At 58.3% G+C, this 11,025-nt stretch carries 13 protein-coding genes and 1 pseudogene; 8 read left to right on the forward strand and 6 right to left on the reverse strand.

Annotation, left to right across the window (positions count from 1 at the left end):
* The first annotated feature begins 40 nt into the window (after window positions 1–40).
* Genes PIB16_RS14860 through PIB16_RS14870 form a run of 3 tightly spaced genes read left to right on the forward strand, consistent with a single transcriptional unit; the run spans window position 41 to window position 2,203 of the window.
* Window positions 41–376: a cupin domain-containing protein gene (locus PIB16_RS14860; protein ID WP_003523945.1), complete on the forward strand. Its 336-nt coding sequence runs from the start codon at window positions 41–43 to the stop codon at window positions 374–376.
* Between the two features lie 27 nt (window positions 377–403).
* Window positions 404–808 (forward strand): VOC family protein, encoded by a 405-nt coding sequence (locus tag PIB16_RS14865; RefSeq protein ID WP_065657470.1) that lies wholly within the window; start codon window positions 404–406, stop codon window positions 806–808.
* A 36-nt stretch (window positions 809–844) separates the two neighbouring features.
* The gene (locus PIB16_RS14870; RefSeq protein ID WP_065657471.1) at window positions 845–2,203 is read left to right on the forward strand and encodes a peptidase S41; all 1,359 of its coding nucleotides are present in this window, start codon (window positions 845–847) and stop codon (window positions 2,201–2,203) included.
* Window positions 2,204–2,271: 68 nt separating this feature from the next.
* Here the strand turns inward: PIB16_RS14870 and PIB16_RS14875 are convergent, their stop codons facing one another.
* Window positions 2,272–3,114 carry a LysR family transcriptional regulator gene (locus PIB16_RS14875; protein ID WP_065657472.1) on the reverse strand — a complete coding sequence of 281 codons (843 nt, stop codon included), beginning with the start codon at window positions 3,112–3,114 and terminating at the stop codon, window positions 2,272–2,274.
* Window positions 3,115–3,203: 89 nt separating this feature from the next.
* On the opposite strand from PIB16_RS14875, the gene PIB16_RS14880 reads away from it, so the two are divergent.
* Entirely contained in the window at window positions 3,204–3,605 is a 402-nt protein-coding gene (locus PIB16_RS14880; protein WP_065657473.1) for a tautomerase family protein, read from the forward strand.
* Between the two features lie 68 nt (window positions 3,606–3,673).
* Here PIB16_RS14880 and PIB16_RS14885 read toward each other — a convergent pair whose 3' ends face one another.
* Window positions 3,674–4,447, reverse strand: coding sequence for an SDR family NAD(P)-dependent oxidoreductase (locus tag PIB16_RS14885; protein ID WP_065657474.1), 774 nt, complete (start codon window positions 4,445–4,447; stop codon window positions 3,674–3,676).
* Window positions 4,448–4,534: 87 nt separating this feature from the next.
* Here PIB16_RS14885 and PIB16_RS14890 point away from each other — a divergent pair, with 87 nt between their 5' ends.
* On the forward strand, window positions 4,535–5,164 hold the full coding sequence (locus tag PIB16_RS14890; RefSeq protein ID WP_271045789.1) for a TetR/AcrR family transcriptional regulator: 630 nt from the start codon (window positions 4,535–4,537) through the stop codon (window positions 5,162–5,164).
* A gap of 139 nt (window positions 5,165–5,303) precedes the next feature.
* Here PIB16_RS14890 and PIB16_RS14895 read toward each other — a convergent pair whose 3' ends face one another.
* From PIB16_RS14895 to PIB16_RS14910, 4 genes are read right to left on the reverse strand one after another with little or no spacing between them, the layout of a single operon-like run.
* Complete coding sequence (locus PIB16_RS14895; protein ID WP_078053733.1) at window positions 5,304–5,981, reverse strand: transporter substrate-binding domain-containing protein; 678 nt, start codon at window positions 5,979–5,981, stop codon at window positions 5,304–5,306.
* A 2-nt stretch (window positions 5,982–5,983) separates the two neighbouring features.
* Window positions 5,984–6,754, reverse strand: a complete 771-nt coding sequence (hpaI, locus tag PIB16_RS14900; RefSeq protein ID WP_065657477.1) for a 4-hydroxy-2-oxoheptanedioate aldolase — start codon at window positions 6,752–6,754, stop codon at window positions 5,984–5,986.
* An 8-nt stretch (window positions 6,755–6,762) separates the two neighbouring features.
* Window positions 6,763–7,545, reverse strand: a complete 783-nt coding sequence (gene hpaH / locus PIB16_RS14905; protein ID WP_078053735.1) for a 2-oxo-hept-4-ene-1,7-dioate hydratase — start codon at window positions 7,543–7,545, stop codon at window positions 6,763–6,765.
* Between the two features lie 22 nt (window positions 7,546–7,567).
* Entirely contained in the window at window positions 7,568–8,461 is an 894-nt protein-coding gene (locus PIB16_RS14910) for an intradiol ring-cleavage dioxygenase (protein WP_065657479.1), read from the reverse strand.
* Between the two features lie 249 nt (window positions 8,462–8,710).
* On the opposite strand from PIB16_RS14910, the gene PIB16_RS14915 reads away from it, so the two are divergent.
* The 3 genes and pseudogenes from PIB16_RS14915 (at window position 8,711) to PIB16_RS14925 (ending at window position 10,917) form a co-directional block, all read left to right on the forward strand.
* Entirely contained in the window at window positions 8,711–9,442 is a 732-nt protein-coding gene (locus PIB16_RS14915) for a GntR family transcriptional regulator (protein WP_078053737.1), read from the forward strand.
* Entirely contained in the window at window positions 9,439–10,254 is an 816-nt protein-coding gene (locus PIB16_RS14920) for a sugar phosphate isomerase/epimerase family protein (protein ID WP_271045790.1), read from the forward strand. Before PIB16_RS14915 ends, PIB16_RS14920 begins: the two co-directional genes overlap by 4 nt.
* A gap of 96 nt (window positions 10,255–10,350) precedes the next feature.
* Window positions 10,351–10,917 (forward strand): annotated as a pseudogene (locus tag PIB16_RS14925) (amino acid ABC transporter permease).
* Window positions 10,918–11,025: the final 108 nt, after the last annotated feature.

The following is an 11,025-nucleotide window of genomic DNA, read 5'->3' on the forward strand; positions in this document are numbered from 1 at the left end:
TCTTCTCGAGAAGATAGTTTTGTCTCAGGGAGGAGACCAGATGTTTTCCATCCGCCGTCATCAGGAACCGAACCCCGGCCAGAGCCGGACGGTGCGTTATGAAGGATGCGAATACGGAAGCGCCGTATCCATCTTTCTCGTCAATGCCGATCCGGGTCGCGGCCCCGATCTGCATGTTCACCCCTATGCCGAAACCTGGGTGGTGCGCAAAGGCGAGGCCGAGTTCACAATCGGCGATCAGCGGGCGCGCGGCTCGTCGGGAGACATCGTCGTTGGGCCTGCCAATATCCCCCATCGCTTCGAAAATATCGGCACTGACCGGCTGGAGATCATCTGCATCCATCCGAGCGAGACCTTTCAGCAGACTTTTCTGTAACCCCGTTCCAACATGAGGAGAAAGACAATGGCAAAAATGATTTTCCTGAACCTGCCGGTGAAAGACCTTACCGTTTCGACCGCCTTCTATGAGGCGATCGGCTGCGTGAAGAACGAAGAGTTTTCCAACGAAGACGCAAGCTCGATGGTGTGGTCGGAGACCATCACCTTCCAGCTTCTGCGGCACCATTATTACAAGACCTTCACCGCCAAGCCGCTCGCCGATGCCCATACAACAAGCGGCATGCTGATCGCTCTTTCGCGTGACAGCCGCGAAGAGGTCGACGCCATGGTTGACGCCGCGGCAAAAGCGGGCGGGCAAGCGGATGTCCGCGAACCCCAGGATCTGGGTTTCATGTATCTCCGCACCTTCGCCGATCCCGATGGCCACGAATTTGAACCCGCTTACATGGATTTAAGCAATGCGGGCTGACGTCATCATTCACGCACGTGGCGAGGGGTTGCTCCCATGAGAGCGGCCTTACGTTACAAGCTTGTCCTTGGCTTTCTCGCGATCCTGCCGCTTACGGGATATGCAAACGAGAATTCACTGACGGCCCGGCAGATGCGGGAGGATCTGTCGGCGCTTAAACAACAATGGGCGCCCCTCGATAAGAGCTTCAGCCCGGATCAACGGCAGGCATTCGAGCGCCATGTCAACTCTATCGAAAGCGAAGTTGATCGCTTGAGCCCTGAAGCTTTCGCAATGGAGATCATGCGATCTGTCGCGATTGCCCGGAACGGCCATACGAACGCCAATATCGGCGCTTTTCTGGGCGGCGACCTGCCCATTCGCCTGTGGTGGTTCGCCGACGGCCTCTATGTCGTAAAGGCCCATCCGGACTACGCGCATCTGCTCGGTGCACGCATAGAAAAGATCGGCTCACTCACGACAGCGGAGGCGGGAAACCGGCTCAAGCCCTATCTTGCGGGAACAGATCAGAGAATCCACTTTCTCAGTCCCGGTTATCTGGTGACGCCGAGGGTGCTGCGGCATATAGGCGCCATTGACGACACCGCGAAAACACCGCTGACGCTGAATATGGGCTCCGGAACGCTGGAGACGGCGGATTTGCCTGTTGTAGCGAAAGACCCGGGCGATGAGCGCAGCGCCGGGCTAAACAGAGGCTATGCGGTTCTCATCCCGGATGCGGAAGGGACCGCAGGGCGCTGGCCGCATGTGCTCGACCAGCTAAAAGAAAGGCCTCGCTTATACAGCAAACGAAGCGATGTAACCGCGTCTTTTCTCGATGACGGAAAAACCACACTCTACATCCGCAACGATACGGCGCGGAGTGTCGACGATAAGCCGCTCGTCGAAAAATTCGGCAGCATCATTCATAAAGACATCCTGCCTTTCCAGCCGAGGCACATCGTCGTCGATCTCCGTTTCAACAACGGCGGCGACTTCTTCAACAGCATTCTCTTTGCACAGGCACTGCCACGACTTCTCCCTGATAAGGGGCGGATTTCTGTCCTTGTGGGACGCGCGACCTTCTCCGCAGGCATCGTCACCGCAGCCTTGATAAAGGGAAGCGGAGGCGAGCGGGTATCTCTGATCGGCGAAAAAATGGGGGATGGCGGCAGGTTCTGGGCGGAAGGCGATAAAATAACGCTGCCAAACTCAGGGATAAGCGTCCGATATAGCTCCGAATTCGAAGACTACGAGCAAGGCTGCGGTGATGTCCGAACCTGCTACTGGGCGACCGTCGCATTTGGGCCCCGCAATATCTCCCTTTCACCCGAAATCTCTGTTGATCTCAGCTTCGACGATTATATGCGCGGTCGGGATCCGGTGCTGGAAAAGGCATTAAAGCCAACGCGATAGGTAGCCGGCGAACTTAATGACGGGCTGGAGCGGAAATACCTAAAAGCGGCGGGGAACCGCTCCTCAACCTAGTCGCCGGTGCCCGATACCGCTGCGGCGAGGGCTCTGATCGCCGATGCATGTGCGGGCGTTCTTGCGCGGGAAAGAAGAACGATGTCGGAAGGCGGCAACGAAGGCAGCCCAAGTTCCAAACCCCTGTCGGGCAGGCCACGGGCGCTAATATCGCCCATCGGCGCGACACCCGCACCTGCAAGAATTCCTTCATGAAGTACCGAACAGCTTCCGGCGGTGAAAGCATCGCGCCACTCCACGCCGGCTCTTCTAAGCTCCGACACCGCAATTTCCCGCACACCGCACCCAGGCCCCAGCGACACCAGCGGAATGGCGCCCTTGGAGCGTGGCCGCCAGCCCGGGGCGGCCCGCCATCCCAGCCTGTCGGTACGCAGGATTTCGCCGTCTGAGCCACCGCCGTTACGCCGGATAATGGCGGCGTCGGCCTGTCCGGACGCGAAACTTTCCTTCACGTGAAGGGAAAAGCCAATATTCACGTCAATCACCGCATTGGCGGGGAGTGCCGCGCGCATCGCCCGTACGGCCGTCGAAAGGCGGCCCCCGATCGCGTGGTCACTGGCGGCCAGGCTAAAGTGCAGCGGCGATTCATGACCGAAGGTCAGTGCTTCCTCGTGTTTGGCGAGCAGCTCGCGAGCCTTCGGCAGGAACACCTGGCCATCCTCCGTGAGCCGCAGATGCCGCGGCGAACGATCGATCAGCCGCCGGCCGACACGCTGCTCCAGCATCTTCAATTTTTGGCTGACGACCGGTTGCACAGTTCCTGCCGCCTCCGCCGCCTTTGTCAGGCTGCCGAGCTCTACGGAGAAAATGAACAGGCGAACGCTTTCGAGATCAATCATATAAAATCGCTATGTATGGAATATTCAATACCATATTCTCATTATGAATAAATTTGCGCAAGGTGTCTCGGCAACGAGGAGACAAGACCATGCCCATGATCAAAGCGCGCTACACCAAACCCCGGAACGGACGCGACCCAAAGCTGGAAGTCGCGGCTCTTCTTTCTCGCCTCACGGCGGAAATCCTGCACAAGGACCCGGCTGTCACCGCGGTTCTCGTCGAGAGCGCCGATCCCGATGACTGGATCATCGCCGGATCGAGCGTCGCCGACCAGAAGGTCGGAAGCTTCTATGTCGAGGTTTCGATTACGGAACACACCAACATAAAGGACGAGACGACCGAATGGGTCCGGCGGGTCTATAGCGAGATGAACGCCCTGCTGGGCCCCGTGCACGAGGCGAGTTATGTGCTGGTTCACGCCGTCGATGGCGATGCCTATGGTTATGGCGGGCAAACCCAGAATCTGCGGTGGGCAGGCAAGCGCGGCTAGTATCTATCGGCAGGCGTCAGGCGAAACCGCCCGACGCCGCTCGCCCAGGGATATTTGCTATGCCTGGATCAAATCCGCGCACCGCCTGTCGCATCAATCATCTGTCCAGTCGTCCAGCGGGCATCGTTCGAGGCAAGGAATGTGATGACGTCCGCAATATCGTCGGCGCGTCCGACGCGCGAGAAGACAGAGAGGGCTTCAGCACCGGCACGGGCCTCCGGCGCTGCCAGCCATTCGGCGTTCATGTCGGTTTCAGTGACACCCGGCAGCACCGAATTGACCGTAATTCCGCGTCGGCCGAATTCCGGGGCGAGCGCCAGCGTCAATGTCTCAAGCGCACCCTTGGACGCCGCATAGGCGGGGTGCGTCGGCGCCGCGATGCGCGTGAAACCGGTCGAGACATTGATGATGCGGCCATTGTCGCGGAGATGATCGGCAACGGCTTGAATGAGAAAGAATGGCGCCTTGAAGTTGATCGTCATCAACGCGTCGAACGCGGCTTCCGTTGTTTCTTTCAACGATGTCGCCGGGGCAATGCCCGCATTATTGACGAGAATATCAAGCGATGGCGAGCCGGTGAAAGCGACCGCGGCTTCCCTGAACTGCTCCCACAAGCTGTCCGTCGCCGCTTTCCCGGCCCGCAGATCGGCATTGAGAGCGACCGCCTTCGAACCGAGAGCCTCGATCTCGCGGATCGTTGCCTGCGCCGCATCGGGGTTCGCACCATAATGGACGCCGATAAGACCGGCGCCCTCTTTCGCAAACGCCAGGGCCGCCGCACGGCCGATACCGCGGGAACTGCCCGTTATGAGGGCGACTTTGTTCGATAGTTTCTGAGACATGGATCACTCCGTTGCGATTTAACTAGCGATCGTTATAATAAAATCCGGCCATGATCTGTCAATATTTTTATAGTGATCGATACAAAAATGTCTGAAACGACGCGAAAACAACGCGGTAGACCGCGCCTGCTTGATCGGAATGCCGGGCTCGATGTCGCAGCCCGGCTGTTCTGGGAACACGGCTATGAGGGAACCTCGATAGCGGACCTCACCCAGGCGATGGGCATCACCCCGCCGTCCCTCTACGCGACCTTCGGTTCAAAGGAAGAATTATTCCGGCTGGCGCTCGATCATAGCATTGCGCAGCAAAGCGAACGCCGCGCCGAGGTGCTGCAGGCGCAAATACCCGCCTACCAGGCGCTCGCCTCTTACCTTTACGATATTGCTGAAGGACATACCCAGCCCGACAAACCGCGCGGATGCATCGTTTCCACCGCCGTTCTCCAGCATTCAGAAGCAAACGCCTCCGTCGCCCGCACAACGGCAGGACTGCGCGAGGCGGCAATACAGATTCTCAAGACGCGGTTCGACCGCGCCGTCAGCGAGGGCGAACTACCCACGCAAACCGACACGGATACGCTCGCCCGCTTTTACGGCGCCATCATTCAGGGCATGTCTGCGCAGGCTTGCGACGGCGCATGTACGGCCAGGTTAAAGGCTTTGGTCGACGTCGCGCTGACAGCCTGGCCCGGAAGGCGTGGAGCCGCCGGCCCTTAAGGTTAAATCGGAATCTCTTGAACAGGGCCGTCCGAGGACCGCCCGCCCGGCAAGCTTCAAGGGACGAAGGGCCGGGGCGCGTGAAACTCTTGACTGAGCTGGCGACCGCCAACTGCCGTCACAATCTATCTCATGGTGGTTATGGGACGAAAGAATTCTTGATGTACGTGCCCACAAAATCCGACACGAACGGCGCTGCTTTCGTCCCTTTCCGGATAGCAACAGTTTGCGGAATCTCAAGAAACGTGTCCTCTAATGTGCGCAATCGCTCACCTTGCACTGCAGCGTCCTGGAGGAAATCTCTTAATCCCGCAGCCGCATCGCATCCTCCAGCCTTCAGCATTTCAATCGCAGCGGTTGGGCTTTCGGTATAAACGATTGCGGCATGCCTAAGCAGCCTTTCAAGCTGCTTGGTATACGCCGCCTCCCCTGCCGCCGAGATTCGGCAGCCGGGAACGTCGACTTCAGCGACCGAGTAAATATGAGAATCTCGTAGGACAAGATAGGTTGCGGCGACGAACGCGTACGGCGGCGAGAAATCAAAGCGGTCTGCGCGCGATGGATCAGCCGCAATGAATGCTATATCCCAGTCATTCCGTTCGTATGCCGCCATGATCGCCGCGGCAGACGGGTACGCTTTGACCAAAAGCTGGCAGCCGATTTCGGCCGCCAACGATTTCGCAAGATCGACGCTTGGTCCTGTCAGTTCGCCGGTTCGCTCCTCGAAACGAACCAGAGCGGCATTTGCGATGTTCACAGCCGCGCGTATCGACCCCGTCGGCGCGATCTCGCCGATATCGAAGGCGAGAGCGGGCATATTTACGTTGGCCCCGCAAACCGGTCCGCCAGCTTCTCCGCACCGCGAGCGAGGAGGGCGACGTCGACCCCGACAGCGGTGAACAGCGTTCCCAACTCGATGCAGCGGGCTGCAAAGGTCTCATCAGGCGTGAGAATACCGGCCGGGACCCCGAGGCGCTTCAGCTTGGCGATCGTCGCTTCGATCGCAGCGACCACTTCCGGGTGACCGGGTTGGCCCGGGTACCCAAAGCTCGCCGCGAGATCGGCCGGGCCGATGAATACGCCATCGACGCCGTCAACCGAGGCTATGGCCTCGACATGCGCCAAGGCTTCCCGTGTTTCAACCTGCACAAGAACACACAGCTCCTGGACGGCATTCTGCGCGTAGTTCTTGACCCGCCCAAAACGCGTTGCTCGCGTTAGAGCCGAGACGCCGCGAATACCCGCAGGCGGATAGCGCGTGCTATCCACGGCGGCTCTAGCTTCCTCCGCGTTCTGAATATAAGGGATCAGGAGCGTCTGGACGCCGATATCGAGGAAGCGCTTGATCAGCACCGGATCGTTGACCGCGGGCCGCACCACCGGCGACACCTGATAGGGTGCCACCGCCTGCAACTGGGGAAGCACCGTCAGTACGTCGCTGGGGGAGTGCTCGGTATCGAAGAGGAGCCAGTCGAAGCCGGCCGGTGCGACGATCTCTGCCGCGTAGCTTCCTGGGAGCCCGCACCACAGTCCGATTTGACTTTTGCCTGCGCGCAGCTTCGCCTTGAACTGATTGACAGGAAGTTCCATTTTCAACCTCACACGAAAGAAACACCGATTGAGCCAACAGGACCATAGTCGGCCTGGATGACATCACCCTTGAGGATATCGACCGGCCGGGTAAACGAACCCGCAAGGACGATTTGCCCCTTTTTCAAGCCGCCGCCAACGGCGTGCAATTTGTTGACCAGCCAAGCGACACCCGCGGCAGGGTGACCCATGATCGCCGCCGACACTCCGGACTCTTCAATGATCCCGTTTTTTGAAAGCGTTGCCCCGACCCAACGGATATCGATATCCATGGGGCGTATCACGCGCCCGCCGACGACAATTGCTCCAAAGGCGGCATTGTCGGCGATCGTATCGGTGATGGCGCGCGGCACCTCAGTCCGGTAGTCGATAATCTCAAGCGCCGGCACGATGAACTCCGTTGCCCGCATGACGTCGTAGATACGGGTGCCCGTGCCTTCAAGGTCTTCACCCATGATGAACGCCAGCTCGACCTCCAGACGCGGCTTAATGAACAGGTCGGACCTGATTTGAGATCCGTCGTTGTAAAGCGCGTCGTCTAGAATGACACCATAATCGGGTTCGGTCATCTTCGACGCCATCTGCATGGCGCGCGAAGTCAGACCTATCTTATGACCAATAATGCGTGCGCCGCGAGAGACACGCGACTGTGCCCAGAGCGCCTGGATGCGGTAAGCATCTTCCAGATCGAGGTCAGGATAGGTCTTGCTCGGCTGGACGATCGGCTTGCGATCGGTCTCTGCCTTCAATATGGCATCTGCCGCCGCCTGGCGCAGGTCTTCGCTGATCATGATGAGACTCCAGAAACAATATCTATTTGATCGGTGGGCGCGGCAAGACAGCTTCACCGGGCTCCATCACATAGGTGTAGTCGAGCGAGAACCACGGCCTCTCAATGTCTTCATCCGTGGGATGCGGTTCGTCATGGCGGACGAAATCACCTGTCAGCGCCGAGGTGACCCCGAACTGAACGTCGGACTCGATGTTGGGGTCGCTCGGATCGAAGACCTGCGAGATCAGCGTTTTGTAACCGTGCTTGAAAATCAGTGCATGCAGATGCGCCGGTCGATAAGGATGGCGACCCTGAGCCTTGAGAAGACGCCCGACGACGCCGTCCACCGGGATCGGATAACCGACCATCTTCACGGTTCTGAACCAGAACCGTCCTCGTTCGTCGGTCATAAACTTCCCTCGAAGATTCATCTCCGCCTGGTCGGGATCCTGGTTTTCATAGAGGCCGACTGGAGACGCGTGCCAGACATCGACCTCCGCTCCCGGAATCGGCCTGCCTTCGCGATCAATCACGTTCGCTCTGACAAACAGCGGTGCGCCGGGCGTGTCGGAGCGAATAATGGTCCCGCCATTTTCGACCCGAGGAGAATTAAGGCGCCAGAACGGGCCGAGAAGCGATTGCGAGGTTTCGGTCTGCCCCCTGTCGCCGTTGTTAAGAAGGCAAACAAGAGAAGACACGCCAAGAGAGCCGGACATCAAAACGAATTCGTTATGGCTATCGGTCTGCAGCTGGCCAATCTCGTTCAGGATGGCGGTTGCCTCCCGGAATTCAACTTCGGTCAGCCGCACTTCCCGCACAAACGCATGGAGATGTTTCACCAGCGCCGTCAGAATTTCCCGGGCCCGCGGATTGGATGTCTGTTCCATTACTGCCAGCACGGCAGGAGTCACGTCGCTCTCAGTCTTGATTACCATTGGCGCACCTCCACGACGGCATCGATACTTTGATAATCGATTATCCGTCAAGACACTTTTGTCTTTGGTGAGAGATCTCCACCAATCTGAATGAGATGAGTATATGTAACTATATGGTATAGCAGATAAAAAATTTCGACACCGCCTCACTTCCGAGGCGTAGGCAGAAATACAGCTCGCTATCGTTGACATAAATAATCGTTTATCGTAACGATCGTCGATGACGCGCGAATGTGTCTGGGAGGTTTTATGACGCAGGCTGAGGCCCCAAATTCGCTAAACGAGCAGTCCGGAAACGGTGGCTTTTCCGATGACGGGAAGAACACGATCGGCAGCCAGCTGGCATTTCGATTGCGGGAAGCGATCATCTCGGGAGAACTTGAAGCCGGCAGCAAGATCCATCTCGACAAGGCTCGACAGTCGTTCAATGTCAGTCTCAGCCCTCTGCGCGAAGGTCTTGCCCGGTTGATTTCCGACGGCCTTGTCGAGTTCGAGGACAATCGCGGTTATCGCGTGTCGCCGATTTCGCTGGCCAATCTCGAGGAGATCACCAGCCTGCGCGAAGAGCTGGAGGTGTTCGCCCTGAGGGAATCTATCCGGGTCGGCGACGTGGAGTGGGAAAGCAATGTCATGCGTGTGCTCCACAAGCTCAACCGCACGGAACGAGATGCCAGCAGACCGGAGACGCTGGAGCATTGGGAGGCGGCCCATCGCGATTTCCACCTCGCCCTTATTTCAGGGTGCGGGAAGCCTCTTCTGCTGCACTTCTGCAAAACGCTCCTCAACCTTAACGACCGCTATCGCCGAATATTCCTGACGCAGACGTCGGGCGACCGAAACGTCGGCCAGGAACACAGCGAAATCGCCCAGGGCGCGGTCGCGAGGGACCTGGATTATGCCACGGACAAGCTCCGCCAGCACATCCATCGCACCGGTAAAAACCTGCTTGAGCATCTCGCGCGGACGGGGGTCGTGCGATGAACAATCTTTCCGACATGGAAAGAGCTCCAATCGGGGTCGCGCACTTTTCCGCGATTCAACTGCCTCCGGTGCAATTCGTGGAGCAGGCTGCAGCAGCAGGTTTCAACGCGGTTGGGCTTCGGCTTCACCCCGCCTTTCCCGGGGCACCTTTTTACGAATTGCCGCAAGGCAGTAGGGCCGCATCAGAATTTCGGGCCGTACTCGACGGCGAAGGCATGAAAGTCTTCGATATCGAATTCTTTATTCTCGGGGCGGATTTTAACGCGGCCTCGGTCGAACACATCGTTGCGGCTGCGGCCGATATCGGAGCCAAGCGCTTGAGTGCCTGTGGCGACGATGATGACCACGAACGTTTGATCGGCAACCTCGTCGCGTTGTGCCAACTGGCCGCCCTATACGGCATGGGGGTCGATATCGAAAACATGGGCTGGCGCACGATCAATACATATGCTCGCAGCGCTGCCCTGGTCGACGGTTGCAAGCAAGCAAACGCAGGTGCTTTGGTTGATGCCATCCACTTTTTCCGGAACGGTGGGAACGTCAGCGAAATCAATGCTGACATCGTGAACCACCTGCAGCTCTGCGACGTGACGGGTCCAGTCCCCTCGCGGCCCGAAGACATGGTGAATGAAGCACGGGGAGGTCGGTTGGCCCCAGGCGACGGCATTCTTGCGCTCAAAGACCTGCTTGCCAAACTTGCCGGCAAAGCTGCGATATCAGTGGAGGTTCCGCTCGTGGGCGACGTCACTCCGCTGGCACATCTGAGAGATCTGAACTTGAAGACGCGGAGAGTTCTGCAGTCGGCAGACTAGAACATTCGTGATCTGGCGTGGTGGAGGCTGCGCCAGGAGGAAGTTTCGCATGAATTATAGGTAGACTTCGGCGCGGTCTTTGATCGCGCCGCTGAGTTGCTATGGGCAACGTTAGGAACGTTCGGCCTCGCGTTTGCCGGCATGGCGCTCGCCTCGGCATCCTGGGTGTCATCGCCCGGACCTCGAACAGGCGGATCGTGCGCGCCGGTCATCGCCTTCGTAGAAGTCGTCCGCCACACGCCTTGTCTGGTACAGATCTTTTATATCTACTTCGCCTTACCCCTGAAGGGCATTCGCTTTAGCCCAACAACAACGGCGATCATCGCGCTTGGCATCAATGGTGGCGCCTACGCGATCGAGATCATCCGCGGCGGCGTCGAAAGCATCAGCAAAGGACAGGTCGAAGCCGGCTATGCGCTCGGCCTGCATAGGGCCGATGTATTTCGCCTTATCGTGCTGAAGCCCGCACTGCGCGCCATCTATCCGTCTTTGACCAGTCAATTCATCATGCTGACGCTAACCACCTCGGTCTGTACATCGATTGCAGCATACGAACTCACCTCCGCGGCCCAGAGGATCGAATCCGACACGTTCAGGAGCTTCGAGGTCTATTTCACTGCGACCGTAATGATGGGTTTCTTCGCCGTGATGTCGCGCCGCTGATCTGAACCCTTCAAACTGGACCGTTTTTGGTTAGAGTTTTCCGGTGCATTTTCCTGGCTGGGAAAGGAACGGAAGACGATGAAAGCATCACAGTTTTCGGACGCACAG

The organism is Agrobacterium sp. ST15.13.015 (assembly GCF_027871645.1).
In the GTDB taxonomy this organism is placed as follows: Bacteria; Pseudomonadota; Alphaproteobacteria; order Rhizobiales; family Rhizobiaceae; genus Agrobacterium; species Agrobacterium leguminum.

Bases quoted from the DNA above. Each gene is read 5' to 3' on its own strand.
- hpaI (WP_065657477.1), bottom strand. From the start codon at position 6,754: ATGGAACTTCCTGTCAATCAGTTCAAGGCGAAGCTGCGCGCAGGCAAA.
- PIB16_RS14920 (WP_271045790.1), top strand. From the start codon at position 9,439: ATGAACAATCTTTCCGACATGGAAAGAGCTCCAATCGGGGTCGCGCAC.
- PIB16_RS14865 (WP_065657470.1), top strand. From the start codon at position 404: ATGGCAAAAATGATTTTCCTGAACCTGCCGGTGAAAGACCTTACCGTT.
- PIB16_RS14910 (WP_065657479.1), bottom strand. From the start codon at position 8,461: ATGGTAATCAAGACTGAGAGCGACGTGACTCCTGCCGTGCTGGCAGTA.
- PIB16_RS14860 (WP_003523945.1), top strand. From the start codon at position 41: ATGTTTTCCATCCGCCGTCATCAGGAACCGAACCCCGGCCAGAGCCGG.
- PIB16_RS14875 (WP_065657472.1), bottom strand. From the start codon at position 3,114: ATGATTGATCTCGAAAGCGTTCGCCTGTTCATTTTCTCCGTAGAGCTC.
- PIB16_RS14895 (WP_078053733.1), bottom strand. From the start codon at position 5,981: ATGCCCGCTCTCGCCTTCGATATCGGCGAGATCGCGCCGACGGGGTCG.
- PIB16_RS14880 (WP_065657473.1), top strand. From the start codon at position 3,204: ATGCCCATGATCAAAGCGCGCTACACCAAACCCCGGAACGGACGCGAC.
- PIB16_RS14915 (WP_078053737.1), top strand. From the start codon at position 8,711: ATGACGCAGGCTGAGGCCCCAAATTCGCTAAACGAGCAGTCCGGAAAC.
- PIB16_RS14870 (WP_065657471.1), top strand. From the start codon at position 845: ATGAGAGCGGCCTTACGTTACAAGCTTGTCCTTGGCTTTCTCGCGATC.
- hpaH (WP_078053735.1), bottom strand. From the start codon at position 7,545: ATGATCAGCGAAGACCTGCGCCAGGCGGCGGCAGATGCCATATTGAAG.
- PIB16_RS14885 (WP_065657474.1), bottom strand. From the start codon at position 4,447: ATGTCTCAGAAACTATCGAACAAAGTCGCCCTCATAACGGGCAGTTCC.
- PIB16_RS14890 (WP_271045789.1), top strand. From the start codon at position 4,535: ATGTCTGAAACGACGCGAAAACAACGCGGTAGACCGCGCCTGCTTGAT.